Source organism: Bacillus aquiflavi, from assembly GCF_019915265.1.
Lineage (GTDB): Bacteria > Bacillota > Bacilli > Bacillales > Cytobacillaceae > Bacillus_BT > Bacillus_BT aquiflavi.
Genome location: NZ_CP082780.1, coordinates 2,079,440 through 2,097,840, shown reverse-complemented (window position 1 = coordinate 2,097,840; position 18,401 = coordinate 2,079,440). Strand labels below are relative to the sequence as shown.

19 protein-coding genes and 1 pseudogene are annotated in these 18,401 nt (G+C 35.7%); 15 read left to right on the top strand and 5 right to left on the bottom strand.

All coding sequences use genetic code 11. From position 1 onward, the window contains the following. Positions 1–388: 388 nt before the first annotated feature. From K6959_RS10055 to K6959_RS10045, 3 genes are read right to left on the bottom strand one after another with little or no spacing between them, the layout of a single operon-like run. Positions 389–958: a manganese catalase family protein gene (locus K6959_RS10055; protein WP_223086420.1), complete on the bottom strand. Its 570-nt coding sequence runs from the start codon at positions 956–958 to the stop codon at positions 389–391. 25 nt (positions 959–983) lie between these two features. Next, positions 984–1,250, bottom strand: coding sequence for a spore coat protein CotJB (locus tag K6959_RS10050; protein ID WP_163241986.1), 267 nt, complete (start codon positions 1,248–1,250; stop codon positions 984–986). After that, positions 1,247–1,477, bottom strand: a complete 231-nt coding sequence (locus K6959_RS10045) for a spore coat associated protein CotJA (protein ID WP_163241987.1) — start codon at positions 1,475–1,477, stop codon at positions 1,247–1,249. Before K6959_RS10045 ends, K6959_RS10050 begins: the two co-directional genes overlap by 4 nt. Positions 1,478–1,734: 257 nt before the next feature. Here K6959_RS10045 and K6959_RS10040 point away from each other — a divergent pair, with 257 nt between their 5' ends. From K6959_RS10040 to K6959_RS10030, 3 genes are all read left to right on the top strand, one after another. Then, entirely contained in the window at positions 1,735–2,322 is a 588-nt protein-coding gene (locus K6959_RS10040; RefSeq protein ID WP_223086419.1) for a genetic competence negative regulator, read from the top strand. 210 nt (positions 2,323–2,532) lie between these two features. Next, on the top strand, positions 2,533–3,810 hold the full coding sequence (locus tag K6959_RS10035; protein ID WP_223086417.1) for a Glu/Leu/Phe/Val family dehydrogenase: 1,278 nt from the start codon (positions 2,533–2,535) through the stop codon (positions 3,808–3,810). 1,102 nt (positions 3,811–4,912) lie between these two features. After that, positions 4,913–5,878: a YpdA family putative bacillithiol disulfide reductase gene (locus K6959_RS10030; protein WP_223086416.1), complete on the top strand. Its 966-nt coding sequence runs from the start codon at positions 4,913–4,915 to the stop codon at positions 5,876–5,878. Positions 5,879–6,054: 176 nt separating this feature from the next. Here K6959_RS10030 and K6959_RS10025 read toward each other — a convergent pair whose 3' ends face one another. Next, a complete protein-coding gene (locus tag K6959_RS10025; RefSeq protein WP_163241991.1) occupies positions 6,055–7,032 on the bottom strand; it encodes an asparaginase in 978 nt (325 codons plus the stop codon). A 91-nt stretch (positions 7,033–7,123) separates the two neighbouring features. On the opposite strand from K6959_RS10025, the gene prsW reads away from it, so the two are divergent. The 10 genes and pseudogenes from prsW to fni all read left to right on the top strand — a co-directional run bounded on the left by prsW (position 7,124) and on the right by fni (position 16,472). After that, complete coding sequence (prsW, locus tag K6959_RS10020) at positions 7,124–7,795, top strand: glutamic-type intramembrane protease PrsW (protein ID WP_223086414.1); 672 nt, start codon at positions 7,124–7,126, stop codon at positions 7,793–7,795. Positions 7,796–7,945: 150 nt separating this feature from the next. Beyond that, positions 7,946–8,839, top strand: a pseudogene (gene sleB / locus K6959_RS10015) (spore cortex-lytic enzyme). Positions 8,840–8,854: 15 nt separating this feature from the next. Further along, positions 8,855–10,204, top strand: coding sequence for a germination protein YpeB (gene ypeB, locus K6959_RS10010; RefSeq protein WP_223086413.1), 1,350 nt, complete (start codon positions 8,855–8,857; stop codon positions 10,202–10,204). 902 nt (positions 10,205–11,106) lie between these two features. Next, positions 11,107–11,286, top strand: a complete 180-nt coding sequence (locus K6959_RS10005) for a hypothetical protein (protein WP_246234511.1) — start codon at positions 11,107–11,109, stop codon at positions 11,284–11,286. A 640-nt stretch (positions 11,287–11,926) separates the two neighbouring features. Beyond that, a complete protein-coding gene (locus tag K6959_RS10000; RefSeq protein WP_163239843.1) occupies positions 11,927–12,319 on the top strand; it encodes an immunity 50 family protein in 393 nt (130 codons plus the stop codon). A 188-nt stretch (positions 12,320–12,507) separates the two neighbouring features. Next, positions 12,508–12,687 (top strand): DUF5359 family protein, encoded by a 180-nt coding sequence (locus tag K6959_RS09995; protein ID WP_163239845.1) that lies wholly within the window; start codon positions 12,508–12,510, stop codon positions 12,685–12,687. Between the two features lie 143 nt (positions 12,688–12,830). After that, positions 12,831–13,505 (top strand): (d)CMP kinase, encoded by a 675-nt coding sequence (gene cmk, locus K6959_RS09990; protein ID WP_163239847.1) that lies wholly within the window; start codon positions 12,831–12,833, stop codon positions 13,503–13,505. Then, positions 13,502–14,089, top strand: a complete 588-nt coding sequence (locus tag K6959_RS09985) for a lysophospholipid acyltransferase family protein (RefSeq protein ID WP_179959005.1) — start codon at positions 13,502–13,504, stop codon at positions 14,087–14,089. Before cmk ends, K6959_RS09985 begins: the two co-directional genes overlap by 4 nt. A 163-nt stretch (positions 14,090–14,252) precedes the next feature. Beyond that, positions 14,253–15,392 (top strand): 30S ribosomal protein S1, encoded by a 1,140-nt coding sequence (rpsA, locus tag K6959_RS09980; protein WP_163239849.1) that lies wholly within the window; start codon positions 14,253–14,255, stop codon positions 15,390–15,392. 15 nt (positions 15,393–15,407) lie between these two features. Continuing rightward, positions 15,408–16,472 carry a type 2 isopentenyl-diphosphate Delta-isomerase gene (gene fni, locus K6959_RS09975; RefSeq protein ID WP_163239851.1) on the top strand — a complete coding sequence of 355 codons (1,065 nt, stop codon included), beginning with the start codon at positions 15,408–15,410 and terminating at the stop codon, positions 16,470–16,472. Between the two features lie 184 nt (positions 16,473–16,656). Here fni and K6959_RS09970 read toward each other — a convergent pair whose 3' ends face one another. Next, entirely contained in the window at positions 16,657–16,800 is a 144-nt protein-coding gene (locus K6959_RS09970) for a YpzI family protein (protein WP_163239853.1), read from the bottom strand. 106 nt (positions 16,801–16,906) lie between these two features. Here K6959_RS09970 and K6959_RS09965 point away from each other — a divergent pair, with 106 nt between their 5' ends. Further along, complete coding sequence (locus K6959_RS09965; RefSeq protein ID WP_223086411.1) at positions 16,907–17,515, top strand: YphA family membrane protein; 609 nt, start codon at positions 16,907–16,909, stop codon at positions 17,513–17,515. Next, entirely contained in the window at positions 17,512–18,396 is an 885-nt protein-coding gene (locus K6959_RS09960) for a YIEGIA family protein (RefSeq protein WP_163239857.1), read from the top strand. Before K6959_RS09965 ends, K6959_RS09960 begins: the two co-directional genes overlap by 4 nt. Positions 18,397–18,401: the final 5 nt, after the last annotated feature.

Below are 18,401 nucleotides of genomic sequence, written 5' to 3'. Positions count from 1 at the left end.
AGTTAGTGATGTCGGTGAAGGAGTTTGATTTAGCTTATGATGTACATTTATCTTATAGGATATATTAATGAATTAGCATTTAAATCAGTTTTTGAGAAGGGGTTGATTCTTTAAAACTGGGGAATATACCGGTGAATTCAAGAAATAATCTATTGAGAAATTAGAATAATTAATCCAAATAAGAAGATTTGTAAAGAGTTAAATAACCGGATAAAAGAATATGTTCATCTACATGCTAAAAGGTATGTTAACATGACCTCAGACTGTTGATAAGCACTCGATATTAAGCTTATAAAAGGCTTCCTCCTCGTGCTATACGCGTTTTCAACAAGTCTGAGGAATTTGCTTCAATTTTGAAGTTGTCTTTCATTTCGGGTTCATGAATGCCTTAAAAGATTTTCTTCTTGCCGCGTTCCTCTTTCAAAATTTCAACTGCTTCACGGAATCGTTGTGAATGAATGATTTCACGTTCTCTTAAGAAACGCAAACTGTCATTTAAATCAGGGTCATCACTCATATTAATAATCCATTGATATGTGGCGCGAGCTTTTTTCTCAGCAGCAATATCTTCATACAAATCTGTAATTGGATCGCCTTTAGCTTGAATATAAGTGGCAGTAAATGGTACACCGCCAGCATTTTCATAAAATAATGCTTTCTCATGGTTTGCGTAATGTGCTCCAAGCCCTGCTTCCTTCATTTGAGCAGGTGTTGCATCTTTTGTTAACTTATAGACCATTGTCGCAATCATCTCTAAATGAGCAAACTCTTCAGTACCAATATCTGTTAATAGACCGACTACTTTATTAGGGATTGAATATCGTTGATTTAAGTAACGTAATGCGGCAGCTAATTCTCCATCAGCGCCACCGTATTGTTCAATTAAAAATTTAGCCAGCCGCGGATTACATTCTCTTACCTTCACCGGATATTGCAGTTTTTTCTCATATACCCACATTTTCCTTCATTCCTCTCTAAAAAAATTATACTTGCCAAGGCCAAGGAGAGTCGTTCCAATTCCATGGATAGCTTGAATAACTGTTGCCATACTGCATCAAAGGCCCATACTTGCTTTCGTATAATTTTTTTATGCGTTTTCGTTCTTTTGCAAAGTGATTAAATTGGTTTATAGCTTCAAAATCTTTAGGATGAGTATCTAAATAGAGGGTTAATTCGACAAGGACAAAATCAACTGTCTGCAATTGTTCAAGTAACTTGTAATACTCTTTAGGAAGCTGCTTTTTCTTCAAGAAAGATCCTCCTCTCTTTGAATTTCATATGGACTAAAGTAAGGATCATAAAAAGCCTTCCAAAGAGTCCCCTTGAACAAAGCAAGATTTGGTGGGAATTGTGGTAAATTTGGTGGTTGGAAGCCTATATATAAATGAGGCGGGGTTGAATACGTTTTAACCTTTATAGGTTTGCAAGGATCAAAAGGACTTACGTAAGGATAGTAAACTTTTTGATGTGTAAACATAGTTGCCCTCCTTAAAAAAGCGTTATTACTATTTTATGATCTAGATTTTAATTCATGTCTTTTTTAGAAGGAAATAAATAATCATCTAGCTGTTGAAATTAATAATGAAGAAGCTTAGTTTTTTGTAAAAAGCTTTATTACATATGAGTGAATACGAACAGTATGGCAATTTAATCAATCATCCTTAGACAAATCACCAATTGGTCTCTTTAACATAAAATAAGTTAACAGCTTTGTTCACGGCAGGAGGCGTAATCATGCGGTTAGAACGATTAATGAATAATAAAATTAAAATATTTCTTACGTCGGATGATTTGTCGGAACGAGGGTTATCGAAGGAAGATATATGGAAAGACTCTCTTAAGTGGCGTCAACTATTTCATGAAATGCTTGAAGAAGCAAGTAAAGAATTGGGAATTGACTTTCAAGGATCGATTACCGTTGAGATATTTTCGTTACAAGCACAGGGCATGATTATGATCGTTACTTTACAGGAAGTGAACGATGAAAAAGAGCTTCTTGATGGATTTATTGATATGGAAGTCACTGTTGAAGGAAATGATGATATTCTATTTGAGTTCGAGAGCATAGAACATCTCATTCAGTTAGCACACAGATTATTTCCTTTAAATATAATAGGAGGCACTTTATTTTCCCTGAACGGACGCTTTTATCTTTATTTTGACAATCATACAATCAATGATCTTGAAAAAACGATCTCGTTGCTTGCCGAGTATGGCGATCCTTCCATTATTAGCATTCACCGTATGAAGGAGTATGGAAAGGAAATTATAACAAATAAAACAATCCAAACACTTGTACATTATATTAAGGACTCAATATAGAGTCCTTATTTTATTTGAATAAAATTTTAGAAAGGTGGATTAAAATTACAATTTATTCTGTCTTTTTAATGTGATATAAAAGCGTTTTCAGAAGAAAACCATAAAATGTAGAAAAGGTCATTATACTCCTTGAATAAATTTACCGAAAGTGTATACTATGTCATGAAAGCGGACAACAAACGTAAAAGCGATTGTTTAGGAGGGTTACAAATGGTGGCCGACAAAGGCACTGAAGGAACAAATCTTGAGGATAAGCATGATATTTTAAAATCTACTCAAACAGTTATTCACAAAGCTTTAGATAAACTTGGCTATCCTGAAGAAGTTTTTGAATTATTAAAAGAGCCAATCAGAATGATGACAGTTAAAATTCCAGTGCGAATGGATGATGGCACTGTAAAAGTTTTTACTGGCTATAGGGCTCAACATAATGATGCAGTAGGTCCTACAAAAGGGGGAATCCGTTTTCACCCTAATGTAACGGAAAAAGAAGTAAAAGCCCTTTCGATATGGATGAGTTTAAAATGTGGCATCGTTGATCTCCCATACGGAGGGGGAAAAGGTGGAATTATTTGCGATCCACGTGGAATGTCCTTCCGTGAACTAGAGCGACTAAGCCGCGGATACGTTCGAGCAATTAGTCAAATCGTAGGTCCTACGAAAGATATCCCTGCTCCCGACGTCTTTACTAATTCACAAATAATGGCGTGGATGATGGATGAATATAGTCGAATAGATGAATTTAACTCTCCTGGATTTATAACTGGTAAACCACTTGTACTTGGTGGCTCACATGGTCGTGAATCTGCGACTGCTAAAGGAGTGACAATCTGTATTCGCGAAGCTGCGAAAAAGCGAGGCATTAATATGGAAGGTGCTCGTGTTATTGTACAAGGATTCGGAAATGCAGGTAGCTTTTTATCTAAGTTCATGCATGACGCTGGTGCAACAATTATTGGTATTTCAGATGCATATGGTGCTTTTTGTGATCCAAAAGGACTAGATATTGATTATTTATTAGATCGACGAGATAGTTTTGGTACAATCACAAAATTATTTAACAATACAATTACAAATAAAGAACTTCTTGAATTAGAATGTGATATTCTGGTCCCGGCCGCAATTGAAAATCAAATTACCGAAGAAAATGCTCATAATATTCGAGCAAAAATTGTCGTTGAAGCAGCAAATGGACCAACAACTTTAGAAGCAACACAAATTTTAACAGAACGCGGCATTTTATTAGTTCCAGATGTCCTTGCTTCTGCTGGCGGTGTTACTGTTTCTTACTTTGAATGGGTGCAAAACAATCAAGGCTATTACTGGTCGGAAGAAGAAATTGAAGAGAAGCTTGAAAAAGTAATGGTTAGTTCATTTGAAAATATATATAATACAGCCCACACACGCAAAGTTGATATGCGCTTAGCTGCCTACATGGTAGGCGTGCGAAAAATGGCAGAAGCATCACGCTTCAGAGGCTGGATATAAAAATAAAAGCGAAGCCGACTGTATAGACGCGTCCAGCGCTGGAGCTTCAGACAGAGAAGTCCCAAAAGACTTCGACAGAAGAAGCGAAGCGTCTTGAGCGTCTAGGAGGCGTAGCTAGAAAAAATAAAAGCGAAGCCGACTGTATAGACGCGTCCAGCGCTGGAGCTTCAGACAGAGAAGTCCCAAAAGACTTCGACAGAAGAAGCGAAGCGTCTTGAGCGTCTAGGAGGCGTAGCTAGAAAAAATAAAAGCGAAGCCGACTGTATAGACGCGTCCAGCGCTGGAGCTTCAGACAGAGAAGTCCCAAAAGACTTCGACAGAAGAAGCGAAGCGTCTTGAGTGTCTAGGAGGCGTAGCTAGAAAAAATAAAAGCGAAGCCGACTGTATAGACGCGTCCAGCGCTGGAGCTTCAGACAGAGAAGTCTCAAAAGACTTCGACAGAAGAAGCGAAGCGTCTTGAGCGTCTAGGAGGCGTAGCTAGAAAAAAAAAATAAAAGCGAAGCCGACTGTATAGACGCGTCCAGCGCTGGAGCTTCAGACAGAGAAGTCCCAAAAGACTTCGACAGAAGAAGCGAAGCGTCTTGAGCGTCTAGGAGGCGTAGCTAGAAAAAATAAAAGCGAAGCCGACTGTACTAAAAAAGCGGTTGGCAAAGCGTTTCTCACATTTCTTATTTAAAAGTACCAAGTTTCTTTATTGAAGTAAAGTGAAAAATCTCCTATCATTAATGATGGGAGATTTTATTTAGTATATCGAACATATCGGACTTTTATCAGATTTCTTTTTTGCAATTATACAGTACTGCTATTTTCCTATTTTTAATTTGGAAAAATTCATCTTAATGGTTGGGGTATGTTCATTACTTTTTTAGAGTACAAGCTAAAAGAACAAGAAACAACTGGTGAAAATTGATAAGCGGCGAGTAGTTCACAAAATAAGTGTCCGAAGGGATTATCTGTTTTTAATTGGAATATTAATCATTTAACTCTTACTATTTTATTGTGATACTAATAATCCCTATAAAAAGACCGGATCGTTTAAAAAAACTCTCCCTTTTAAGGTTTCACTTTATATGAACGGTTTACATAATGAGGAGTGAAGAGAATGCAACGTGAAGATGTGATTATTGTTGGCGGGGGTCCGTGCGGGCTTGCTGCAGCTATATCATTAAAAGAGATTGGAATGAATCCTTTAGTTATTGAAAAAGGAAATGTAGTTAACGCTATTTATCATTATCCTACCCATCAAACATTTTTTAGTACGAGCGAAAAATTAGAAATTGGTGAAGTGCCTTTTATTACACAAAACTACAAGCCAAAACGAAATGAAGCATTAGTATACTATCGTGAGGTAGTTAGACGGAAACAATTAAGGATTCATTCATTTGAGAAGGTTGCCGCAGTAAAAAAAATCGACCGTGAAAAAATTTCAGTTTTAACAAATAAAAATGAGTACGAAGCTTGTTATGTTATTATAGCAACAGGCTATTACGACCATCCAAATTATTTAAAGATAAAAGGAGAAGATTTACCTAAAGTATCGCATTACTTTAAAGAAGCACATCCATATTTTGATAAAGATGTAGCGGTAATTGGCGGGAAAAATTCAAGTGTTGATGCATCGTTAGAGTTAGTGAAAGCTGGAGCCCGGGTGACAGTTTTGTATAGGGGAAGCGAATACTCCTCAAGTATTAAACCATGGATTCTTCCCGAATTTGAGTCACTCGTTCGAAATAATATGATTAAGATGGAATTTAATGCACATGTAAAAGAAATAACTGAAGATAAAGTAGTCTATGAAAAAGACGGAGCAAAAAAAGAAATTGCTAATGATTTTGTATTTGCCATGACTGGATATCATCCAAATCATCAATTTTTAAAAAAAATGGGTATTCAAATTGATGAAGCAACAGGCCGGCCAATTTATCATCCTGAAACGATGGAATCAAATATAGAAGGGATATTCATTGCGGGTGTAATTGCTGCTGGGAATAATGCAAATGAAATTTTTATTGAAAATGGAAGATTTCATGGAGAACAAATTGCACAAGCAATTAAAAATAGGGCTTAAATGATCGCTTTAGAAAGTACGATCCATAATTAGACTGCTGCGTAACGCTCGCATTCATCGTTCTCTTGCACTTCATTTTGTAAGCTAATGTGCTTTGGGCCCGTCTAGCGAGCGTTTACAGCTTGTCTTTAAAGGAGACAGCTTCAAATGTTAAAACGATCCAAAAGGATCGTTTTTTAAATTTGAAACATACTCCGCAGCCTTTTAACATCAGTAGTATGTGTTAAAGTAACGAGTAGCTTGATTCTAGCTTTTTGTCCGTTTAATCCGTTTGAAAAAATAACACCTAAGTCTTTTAGCTGCTTACCTCCTCCGTTATACCCATAAACATCTTGTGCGATTCCGTTGAAGCAGCGGGAGACGAGGACAATTGGAATTCCTTTCGACAGTAAAGCATTGATCCCATCCAAAGCTGCGGGAGGAAGGTTACCTTGACCAAAAGCTTCAATCACTGCTCCGTCATATTGCAAATCTCTAATTGCGTACAAAAGAGTCGAATCCATACCGGCATGTGCTTTTATTAAGGCAACTTTTTTTGATACATCGTTTAATTGATAATATTCCTTTTTTGTTGGTTCGTGGTGAAAGAAAACACCGCGTTTCGTTATAATACCGATTGGTCCATATTGAGGACTTTGGAATGTTGATACATTGCTTGTATGAGTCTTCGTCACGTTTTTAGCTGTATGTATTTCGTCATTAAGAACGACCAACACCCCTTTGTTTTTAGAGGCATCGTTTTCAGCGACACGGAGAGCACAAATTAAATTATATAGTCCATCAGAACCAACTTCATTACTAGAACGCATCGCACCTGTCACGATAATTGGTATGTTTGTTTTAACTGTTAAATCAAGGAAGTAAGCAGTTTCTTCTAAAGTATCAGTTCCATGAGTAATCACGACTCCATCTATCTTTTGTATTTCTATATATTCTTCAATCATATTTTTAAGTTCTAGCATTTCATTTAACGTAATATGAGGTGAAGGAAGATTAAAAGGTTCTTCAATTACGAGATGAGCAAACTTTGAAAGAAGAGCTGATTGTTCTATTAATGGATTTTTTTGATCTAGTTTAACAGCACCAGTCATAACATCCTCTTTCATTGAAATCGTTCCGCCTGTATGAATAACAAGTATGTTTTTTTTCATCATGAAATCCCCCAAAATTTTAAAATAATTATTCGTTTTCTTTCTACTAAATACATGATACGATTAAGGAAACAGCTTGGAAAGAGGAACGCTCATGCTAGTTATTTTATCTGCAGGGATTGCTCCTGGTCTAGCATTATTAAGTTATTTTTATTTAAAAGATGAGTACGATTCTGAACCAGTTTTAATGGTATTTAAAACCTTTTTATTTGGAGCTTTGCTCGTTTTTCCGATCATGTTCATTCAATATGTACTTGAAGTTGAAGGATATACTTATATTAGCTTTGTTGATGCATTTTTGTCTTCAAGTTTATTAGAGGAATTTTTTAAATGGTTTATATTAATTTATACAATTTATCACCATGTTTCATTTGATGAACCATATGACGGGATTGTTTACGGGGCATCTGTATCATTGGGATTTGCAACAGTGGAAAATATTCTTTATTTAATAGCACATGGATTAGAACATGCAATTGGACGGGCGTTATTGCCAGTTTCTAGCCATGCATTATTTGGTGTGATCATGGGATATTATTTAGGTAAAGGAAAATTTTCCCCCTCATTAAAACGTAAGTGGCTTACATATTCATTTATAATCCCATTTCTATTTCATGGAATGTACGATTATATTTTATTAACGCAAAAAAACTGGTTAGTATATATGGTACCTTTTATGATTTTTTTATGGTGGATGGGATTGAGAAAGGTAAAAAAGGCGCGGACTTTAAGCTCGGAACATTTTCAAAATCAATACGATCTGTAAAAAAGCTCTTCATTTAAATTTAAATGAAGGGTTTTTTTCTGTTCATTTTTCTTAAATTTTCTCAACTTGAAATATGATTGTATAAAAACCTATTCTCTACAAAAAATAGGTTTAAATGAAACAAAGATTTACAAGATGGGGGTTACTAAAATGAAACTTAAAAAACATTGGTTAAAGTTAGCCGTTATAATCTCCTTATGTATTGTAATCATTCCATTAAACAGTGATGATCACGCTCATAGAGTAAATGCTTTTACAAACCAAGTGATTCAGCAAGGAGCTGTTGGGGAGGATGTGATTGAATTACAAGCACGTCTACAATATCTTGGATTTTACAATGGGAATATTGACGGTGTCTTTGGTTGGGGAACATATTGGGCATTACGAAACTTCCAATATGAATTTGGCTTACCAATTGATGGGTTAGCAGGCCATGAAACGAAAGAAAAACTAAAAAATGCTTCAAAGTATAACAAAAGTTATGTACACAATCAAATTAATAAAGGAAAAAAATTCACGCATTACGGTGGAGTGAATTTACAAAAACAGACAGGGCCTCAAAAGACTGAACCAAGTAAAAAACCTACAACAGAAAGAAAACCAAGTGCTGGTAAAGAAGGAGGCGGTGCCAAGCCACAAACGGCACCAACAACACCGAAACCAACTGCAACGAATACACCGAATGGTTTTTCTCAAAATGACTTACGGTTGTTGGCGAATGCTGTACATGGTGAAGCCCGCGGTGAGCCGTATGTAGGACAAGTTGCAGTAGCTGCTGTTATTTTAAATCGACTTAACAGCTCGACATTTCCTAATACCGTGTCAGGTGTTATTTTTTAACCAGGTGCATTTACTGCAGTCGCGGATGGACAAATTTGGCTAACACCTAATGAAACATCACAAAAAGCTGTACTTGATGCAATTAATGGCTGGGATCCAACAGGGTATGCATTGTATTATTTTAATCCTGATACAGCAACTAGTCCGTGGATTTGGACAAGACCGCAAATTAAAAAAATCGGTAAACATATTTTTTGTAAGTAAAGGGGTGAGTTCATATTGATTAGAGGCATCATTATTGCATTATTAACAGTAGGAATAGCTGGTACAGCATTTTGGGGTTATCAAGAACATCGTGAAAAAAATGCGATCCTTATCAATGCGGAAAATAATTACCAACGAGCGTTTCATGACTTAACTTATCAAATTGATCTTTTACATGACAAAATCGGTACTACGTTGGCAATGAATTCTAGAGAGTCCCTCTCACCTGAATTGGCAGAAGTATGGCGGATCACATCAGAAGCCCATAATAATGTCGGACAGTTGCCGTTAACACTTTTACCATTTAATAAAACAGAAGAATTTTTGACGAAAATTGGTGACTTTAGTTATCAAACAGCCGTTAGGGATTTAGATAAAGAACCGTTATCTCAAAAAGAAACAACAGCATTGCAACAGCTTTATCAACAAGCAAGTGACATTCAAAATGAATTAAGACAAGTTCAGCACTTAGTATTAAAAAACAACCTTCGCTGGATGGATGTAGAAATGGCTCTTGCGTCAGGAAAAGAGTCAGCTGACAACACGATAATTGATGGATTTAAAACTGTAGAGAAAACAGTAGAAGGATATAGCGAAACAGATTTCGGACCGGGTTTTACAAATCCGCAAAAGAAGGATGAAAATTTTAAAAACTTAAAAGGTAAAGAAATTAATAAAGAAAAAGCTGCCCAAATTGCTAAAAAGTTTGCAAAAATAGACGGGAATGAAGAAGTAGAGGTCACTGAAAATGGTGATGGATCTGATTATGGATTTTACAGTGTATCGATATTTAATCAAAAAAATGGTCAGCAAGCGAATATGGATATTACAAAAAAAGGCGGATATCCGATTTGGTTTATCGTAAATCGAGACATAAAAGAAGCGAAAATTAGTTTAAATGATGCTAGTAATACGGCAATTTCATTTTTAAAAGAAAATGGCTATAAAGACTTAGATCTGTTTGAAAGCACTCAATATGATCATACAGGGCTGTTCACATTTGTAACGAATATAGATGGTGTAAGAATTTACCCAGATTTAATTAAGGTTAAAGTTGCCCTTGATAACGGAAACATAATCGGCTTTTCCGCTGGAGACTATTTAAAGTCTAATCGTTCACGGAGCGTTTCCAAACCGACCATTTCTTTGGAAGAAGCCCGATCAAAAATCAATCCAAACGTTAAAATAATGGAAGAAAGCCAGGCTATAATTTTAAATAAAGTAAATGAAGAAGTGCTATGTTATGAATTCCTTGGAACGTTAGGAAATGATACGTACCGAATTTTTATTAACGCCGAAAATGGGGGAGAAGAAAAAATAGAGAAACTGCAAAATGCGGAACCGATTTTTGAAGATGTTGTGTAAGGAAAAGCGACTCACGCTTTTCCTTTTTTTAGTGTGCCAGGCATGGGTTATAACTTGGTGGTGAAAGTCCACTACAGGCTTGGCAGTAGGAACTGTTAGCTGAAAGCAAGGGTGTCCATTGTGAAATGGAATCTGAAGGAAGCTGGAAGCAAACTCCTAAACTGACGAACAGAAACTGTATACAAGGTTGACTTGGAATGGACGAGTCTGCCAAACATGACAAAGTCCGATACTGCACGAGTTCCATACAGTAAATGCAGCGGTTACATGGGAGGAAAGTTATAACTCTTACCTGGGGAGGTCTCACAAGGGTTATTGAATTAACAATGGTATTAGTGATAATCGATACTTAAAAGGTTGAACCGTTGTATACGGAACCGTACGTACGGTGGTGTGAGAGGTCGACTAATCAATTAATGATTAGTCTCCTACTCGATTGCGCCAGGCATGGCGGCTATCTAGGTGGTGAAAGTCCACACTGTGGGGGTACACATCGACCAACCACTAGAGAAGCGCAAGGTCCTTATCGCGAGGTAAGTGCTGAAGGAAGCGTGTATCAAATTCTTGATTTGACGAACAGAAATCTGATCCGAAGGCTCGATAGGTGGATAAGGCTCCATAACAAGTCAAAGTCCCAAAGATGTGCGTAATCCTATCGAGTAAATCAGGCGAGTAAAAGAGGTAAGATAGCTGGTCGAAAAAAGGTTTATCGTGAGAAGTTAGCCGAAGCCATAGTAGTGATACTTATCATGAAGGGCTGAACAATTTATAATGTTTCTACACCATGAATGCACGGAAGATATACTTCAGAATGTGTTAATGAGGAAAGTATGAGCATATCTTAGAGGATACTCAAAAGAGAAGTATCTTACCGTCACGTGAAAGGAAAGGAAGAAACGAGTGTGGAGCTTCTAGAAGAAATCTTAAGCAATCAAGCAAAAGGCTTAGTTTACTGTCGAAAAGGTTATCGCTTCATTGGACTATCAAAAGTAGTTCAACGAGCATTATCAAATAAACGCTTAAGACAAAGGGGCATTCCCTTCGCCTTAGATTACTACTTAAAAGTACACACTGAAATATAAATTGAACCGCCGTATACGGAACCGTACGTATGGTGGTGTGAGAGGGACGAAAAGTATTTAACTTTCCCCTCTACTCGATTAAAATAAAACGAGAAAAATAAAAATTGTTTTTCTTCATGTTTAATTTTATTTGTTTGCTAGAAGTAGTAAGAAAATGTTATATTTTACCAAAAACGCCCAATATAAATAACAGTACAACAAAGTCTCCACTTCCTCCTTTCACCTCCTGGTATTATGAATATATTTTCATTATTTTTTTCAATCACTTATAACGAAAAGAAAGTGAAAAAATGTATTATAAAATTAATTTGTTATATAGGATAAAAAGTCTTCCCTCCCTTACATAAAAAGCTCTTATTTCTTTAAAATATAATCCGTTTTTCCCATTTTAACTGTTTTGAGAGTAGGGGAGGTTAAATAGCCCTTTCGATTTTATAGAGGGCTTTTGCATTACCTTTAAAGGAAACTAAATAAGATTAAAGTTGAAACTTTTCTGAAGAACGTTAAAATTTTGTTGAAAGTTCAAAAAATGTGTGCTCCCTAAATGTTGAACAAGAGGAAACAATCCAGACTTTCTTGTTGTTCCAGCTGCTTATTTCATCATTTGGAAAACAAAATAAAAATAGTTAGGAGAAAAAAAATGATTAGTGAAATGAAAATAATAAATCCACAAGCATTAACTAGCATATTTGGGTGTATTCCTCGTTTTAATGGTTCCGAGATATTGGAGGTGCAGCTTAAAAGGAATATCCCAATTATGTTGCTCACGTTCATGACAAAGGAAATTGTGCAAAATAAGCCCAAACATTGGCGGGCGTGGAACGTTATATATGTGAAAATGTCATTTTATCCAGTACATGATATAGTAATGAATGGATTTGGAACAAATAATTTTATAAAATGTATGACAATAAAGAACACGAAAGAATCTGGGGTGCTAAAGATTAAGTGCTATAATCAGATGCAGATTAAATGTTTGTTTGATTGGGCTAGAATAGAAGAAATCACCCCAGGCTTGATAGAGTATCCATAATTGCATGCTAGATTTAAGTTTCATTTTTTCCCCTCGTTTGCAATAAATAATAAGAGTAAAATATTTTTTTTATGGAGTGTGCTCGGTACGCTAATTTTCAATTGCAAAGCTTCATCACTATTCTATGAATAAGATGCGAAAGACTTAGTCATAATAATTAGTAAAAAGATAAAGTCGAGGAGATCAAGATGAAATTTATTGAGAGAATATTAATCAAATTAATGATTGTTCAACTCTTCTTTTTGTTATTAGCACAGCTTTTTCTTCACGAAATGAATTTATTTCCTGAATTAAAACAAATAACTGAGTATGAAGGGGTTGGCAAAGATAATTTTACTGAAGTCATTGAAACATTTCATGGTCGATAAAAGGAAGTAGGTGTTACAAAATGCCTGCTTCCTTTTTTAAGTTACGAATGTTCAATAAAAAAAACAGAGAGATTAGCGCTCTTATGGTAAAATAGGAGATGAGTAATTAATTTAATGCGATTTGGAAAACAATAGGAGGAATTATGAGCAAAAAGATTTCAATAGCTATTGACGGTCCAGCTGCAGCTGGTAAAAGTACTGTAGCCAAAATCGTTGCTGAAAAGCTATCATACATATATGTCGACACAGGTGCGATGTATAGGGCTTTAACATATAAAGCTTTGCAAACAAATATCCATTTACAAGACGAACATGCGTTAAAAAAAGTACTGGCCAATACAAACATTGACCTCTATCCTGGTAAAGAAGGCCAGCTTGTATTTTTAGATGGGAAAAATGTTACTTTACAAATTCGTAGTCCTAAAGTAACAAATTCAGTTTCAATTGTTGCGAAACATAAATCTATTCGTGAAGAAATGGTCTCCCGGCAAAAAAAACTTGCTTTAAAAGGTGGGGTTGTAATGGACGGGAGAGATATTGGAACACATGTTTTACCACAGGCGGAAATAAAAATATTTTTACTGGCAAGTGTTGAAGAACGAGCTAGACGCCGTCATACTGAAAATATATCTAATGGTATTTCATCCGATTTAGAACAGTTGAAAAAAGAGATCGAACTTAGGGATAAAATTGACTCAGAACGGGCTGTAGCGCCGCTGAAAAAAGCAAAGGATGCCATTGAAATTGATACGACTTCACAGACAATTGATGAAGTAGTTGAAAAAATAATGTCGCTTGTGAAAGAAAGGATCAGATGACTTTGTCGTTTTATTCATTTGCAAAATCAGTAGTAAAAGCTATTTTAAAGCCTTATTATAGAATTGAAACAATTGGATTAGAAAATTTCCCTCGTACAGGTGGTGTGTTGTTATGCTCAAATCATATTAGTAACCTAGATCCTCCTGTCGTCGGGATAACAGCCCCGCGTCCTGTTCATTTTATGGCAAAAGCTGAGCTATTTTCAAAGCCGATTTTAAAAAATATACTTCCCAAAATACACTCATTTCCCGTTAAGAGAGGAATGAGTGATCGGGAGGCTTTACGAACTGGTCTTTCAATTTTAAAAGACGGTAATGTTCTCGGTCTTTTTCCTGAAGGGACAAGGAGTAGGACGGGAGAGCTTGGAAAAGGATTAGCTGGTGCAGGCTTTTTTGCGTTGCGAACGGAAGCGGATGTTGTACCGTGTGCAATTATTGGTCCATATAAACCGTTTAAGAAGTTAATCGTCGTTTATGGAGAACCAATTAATATGAGCGAATTAAAAAAGAATAAAGCATCGGCAAATGAGACAACTGAATTAATAATGAATGAAATTCAAAAACTAATTAATAAATATAAATAGATGTTCTTGACAAAACAAACTATTTGTAAGAAGTTAGTAAAAAGAACTTTTTTAATTTTTTTTTTATTATAACGTTTTTTCTTCACTCTCTTGATAACTGTGATGTTTTCATCACATTTTTAATATTATTTTGCAGCAGTCATTGGATTAAGGAGGAGTACATATGGCAGAAGACATGAATAATGTAGAAGTAAGTAATTTTCAAGTGGGCGATATGTTAAAGGGACAAGTAACAAAGGTTGAAGAAAAGCAAGTCCTTGTCAATGTTGAAGGTAGCAAATTAGATGGGATTATCCCGATTAGTGAGTTATCAAGTCTACATGTAGAGAAAGCTTCAGATGTTGTTACTGAGGGAGACGAGCTTGAGCTTGAAGTAATAAAAGTTGAAGAGGATGCTCTAATCCTTTCAAAACGAAAAGTAGATGCAGAAAAGTCTTGGGATACTTTACAGGATAAGTTTACTAATCAGGAAGTGTTTGAAGCGGAAGTAAATGATGTCGTAAAAGGCGGTCTAGTTGTTGACCTTGGTGTACGCGGCTTTGTACCGGCCTCACTTGTTGAAACTTATTTTGTTGAAGATTTCAGCGACTATAAAGGTAAAAAGCTCACTTTCAAAATTGTGGAACTAGATCGTGAGAAAAACCGTTTAATTTTGTCACACCGTGCTGTCGTTGAAGAGGAACAAGAAAAACAAAAACAAGATATTTTGAATTCATTACAGGAAGGTCAAGTAATAGAAGGTACAGTTCAACGTATTACTGATTTTGGAGCTTTTGTTGATATTGGTGGAATTGATGGACTTGTCCATATTTCCCAACTAGCACACGAGCATGTTGAAAAGCCTTCTGATGTCGTTGAAGAAGGCCAGAAGGTTAATGTAATGGTTTTATCAGTTGATCGTGATAATGAACGTATTTCATTATCGATTAAAGAAACACTTCCTGGACCATGGACTGACATTGCAGAAAAAGCTCCTAAAGGTTCTGTATTAGAAGGAGTTGTAAAAAGACTTGTACCGTTTGGAGCTTTTGTTGAAGTACTTCCAGGCGTTGAAGGTCTAGTTCATATTTCGCAAATTTCTCATAAGCATATCGGAACGCCTCATGAAGTATTAAGCGAGGGTCAAGAGGTGAAGGTTAAAGTCTTGGATTCAAATGAACAAGAACAAAGACTATCTTTAAGCTTAAAGGAGCTTGAAGAAAGAGAACAGCAAGTATCAGCTAATTATGAACTTCCGGAAGAATCAACAGGATTTCAGCTCGGTGAAGTAATTGGTGATAAGCTAAAAAATTTAAAAAAATAATTGGTGATGGTTAAAGTGTCAAGGAAGAAGCGAAAGTCGGATCATTTACATTACGCTTTAAAGAAAGGACAAAAGGGTCTGTCTGGTTTTGAGGATATTACTTTTGTTCATAATAGCTTACCTGAATCATCATTAAGTGAAATTAAATTAAACAGTAGGATTGGCGAACTTTCTTTAAGTTCGCCAATTTTTATCAATGCAATGACAGGTGGCGGCGGAAAAAAGACGTATGAAGTTAATAAACAGCTCGGGTTTGTTGCTAGTCAAACAGGATTAGCAATTGCAGTAGGTTCACAAATGTCAGCAATTAAGGATCAATCTGAACGTAAAACATTTGAAGTTGTACGAGAACAAAATCCCAATGGAATTGTAATCGGTAATCTTGGTATGGAAGCAACAGTCGATCACGCAAAAATGGCAATAGATATGATCGGTGCCGATGCATTGCAAATCCATTTAAATGTTATTCAAGAATTAACGATGCCAGAAGGAGATCGCTGTTTCAAAGGTGTATTTGAAAGAATTAATGACATCGTTACATCGGTAAACGTACCTGTAATTGTAAAAGAAGTTGGCTTTGGGTTGAGTATGGAAGCAGTTAGGCTTTTGTCTGCATTGAATATTTGTGCAGTTGATATCGGGGGTTATGGAGGTACGAATTTTGCTGAAATTGAAAATGAACGGCGAGCAAGGATGCTAACTTTTTTTAATGAGTGGGGCATTCAGACGACTTCATCGATCGTAGAGGCAAAAACGATAACCAACTCACTTACTATTATCGCTTCTGGAGGAATTCAGACGAGTTTGGATATTGCAAAAGCAATTAGTCTTGGTGCAGACGCAGTCGGAATAGCCGGCTTTTTTCTAAAACTGTTAGTTGAAAAAGGAACTGAAGGACTTATAAAAGAAATTCAATTATTAAATGAAGAGCTGAAGTTCATGATGACAGCGCTTGGAGTGAAAAATATTGCCGAATTGCAAAATATCCCGCTTGTGATTACTGGTGAAACACATCACTGGTTAACTGAACGCGGAATCGATACAACGTTGTATAGTAGAAGAAAAATAAAAAATGGATAGGATCTTATTTAATATAAGGCGTTTTATAAAGATGTTGGTTTATTAGCCTATTTTGTATGAGACTGGGCTCCATATGAATGAGCCTGAAGCAATATATTGATTGACGTAACCTCAAAAAACTAAAAGCCTGATAAAGAAAGAGTGTTTTCTTTATCAGGCTTTTTTGATTTTCCGCCAATATTAATTAGCTATATTTATTATCATTTAATTTTCGTGCTTCTTCTGGGCTACTTAATTTTGCAGCTCCTTTATAGTGAAGGGCTTGGTCGCGATCAGACTCGACTGTATTACTTTTTGCTAACTTTCTTTCTTGACGATCTTTCCCCATCTTATCACCTCCCTTTACTTAACATGTAGCGACTCCAATATTTTCATGCAAAAAAGATTAAAGTACATATGGACTAGACATAATGGAGATGATAGGGGTGAATAGTATGGATGGTCAAATTTTTTATTGGTTTTCATGGATTTATTGGACGATTACAACATTTTTTGTTAGCAGGAAGTGTCCACTGCGCTTAAAACAGTCAATCATCATTTTATTAGCAATTATCATTAGCCCTTACTACTTTTCGGTATATGAGTATGATGTTTACTTTATAAGCCTGTTATTGATCGTAATCGCCTATACGTATATAGCAAAATTGAAGCAGTTGTCAATTATATATTTTATTATTTCTTCTTTTATTATTGCAATTGCTTACGTGAGCTTTAACTTATTTGAACTGTATGCTCCAATTTGGCTCATATTCAAACGAGAGTGGATGCTCTCTTTTATTATTACATTTTTAGCTGTTTTTCTTCATAAAAAAAATATGAATCGTTTTATTGTTGTTTTTTCAGGTACTATTCAAGGTGAAATGTTATATTCAATCGTGATGAAGAGATTATCGATCTCCTATCCAATTGGTTCCCTAATTTTTATCGACTTAATCGCAGTTATTATTACATTGTTGTTTGCTTGGTATGCGATTGAACAAGCAGCTGCAAGTTTAAGTCAGTATTTTACCTCTTTAGAAAAGGAGAAGCAAAAACTATTATGAATCAATATACTTTGCCAATTTTAACGGGAATGGTTTTTGGCACCTTTGCACGAATTTATATGTTAAGAACGGATTATCGTCAATATCCAACGTACTTACATGGAAAGATTATTCATATTGCGTTAGGATTTATTGCCGCAGGTTTAGGAACAGTAGCTGTACCTGCAATTATGGAAGAGGAATTTACGGCGATTACCTTTTTAACTTTAGCTGCTTCTCAATTTCGTGAAGTACGTAATATGGAAAGAAACACGTTAACTGAATTAGATCGATTTGAACTTGTTCCGAGAGGAAAAACATACATTGAAGGTATTGCGATTGCCTTTGAAAGTCGAAATTACCTTGTCATTTTCGTTTCTCTTTTCACAACACTTGCTTACTTAATATTTAATGTTTGGATCGGTATAGTTTCAGGGATGATCTCAATTGTAATTTCAAAATTTTTAATGTCTGGCGGAACGCTAAAAGATATTGTAACCATTGAATATATAAAGCCCCATTTTGAGGGGGCAGGATTATATGTTGATAACATATATATTATGAATATTGGACTTGAGGAGAGGCAAAAAGAAATTCTCCAATACGGAATGGGATTTATTTTAAAACCAAAAAATTTTAATGCACGTTCAACAATCGCAAACCTGGGACAAAGGCAGGCGATTTTACATGATGTTTCTATTGCATTGGGAGTTTATCGTGATTCGGGCACACCGGCATTAGTCCCGCTTGCCAAACGGGATTTAAATGATGGGAGAGTTGGTATTTTCCTTTTGCCGCAAGAAAAAAATATTGATCAAGCATTAAAAATAATTGCAGAAGTACCGACCCTTGAGAATGCGATAAGAATGCCTACCGAATGGAATAAAGAAATGAAAGGTTGAAATAT

Coding starts and splice junctions, on each gene's coding strand:
- K6959_RS09985 (WP_179959005.1), top strand. CDS start 13,502: ATGACTTTGTCGTTTTATTCATTTGCAAAATCAGTAGTAAAAGCTATT.
- K6959_RS09995 (WP_163239845.1), top strand. CDS start 12,508: ATGAAATTTATTGAGAGAATATTAATCAAATTAATGATTGTTCAACTC.
- K6959_RS09960 (WP_163239857.1), top strand. CDS start 17,512: ATGAATCAATATACTTTGCCAATTTTAACGGGAATGGTTTTTGGCACC.
- prsW (WP_223086414.1), top strand. CDS start 7,124: ATGCTAGTTATTTTATCTGCAGGGATTGCTCCTGGTCTAGCATTATTA.
- cmk (WP_163239847.1), top strand. CDS start 12,831: ATGAGCAAAAAGATTTCAATAGCTATTGACGGTCCAGCTGCAGCTGGT.
- K6959_RS09970 (WP_163239853.1), bottom strand. CDS start 16,800: ATGGGGAAAGATCGTCAAGAAAGAAAGTTAGCAAAAAGTAATACAGTC.
- K6959_RS10000 (WP_163239843.1), top strand. CDS start 11,927: ATGATTAGTGAAATGAAAATAATAAATCCACAAGCATTAACTAGCATA.
- K6959_RS10040 (WP_223086419.1), top strand. CDS start 1,735: ATGCGGTTAGAACGATTAATGAATAATAAAATTAAAATATTTCTTACG.
- K6959_RS10055 (WP_223086420.1), bottom strand. CDS start 958: ATGTGGGTATATGAGAAAAAACTGCAATATCCGGTGAAGGTAAGAGAA.
- K6959_RS09965 (WP_223086411.1), top strand. CDS start 16,907: ATGGATGGTCAAATTTTTTATTGGTTTTCATGGATTTATTGGACGATT.
- K6959_RS10025 (WP_163241991.1), bottom strand. CDS start 7,032: ATGATGAAAAAAAACATACTTGTTATTCATACAGGCGGAACGATTTCA.
- K6959_RS10035 (WP_223086417.1), top strand. CDS start 2,533: ATGGTGGCCGACAAAGGCACTGAAGGAACAAATCTTGAGGATAAGCAT.
- K6959_RS10045 (WP_163241987.1), bottom strand. CDS start 1,477: ATGTTTACACATCAAAAAGTTTACTATCCTTACGTAAGTCCTTTTGAT.
- K6959_RS10030 (WP_223086416.1), top strand. CDS start 4,913: ATGCAACGTGAAGATGTGATTATTGTTGGCGGGGGTCCGTGCGGGCTT.
- rpsA (WP_163239849.1), top strand. CDS start 14,253: ATGGCAGAAGACATGAATAATGTAGAAGTAAGTAATTTTCAAGTGGGC.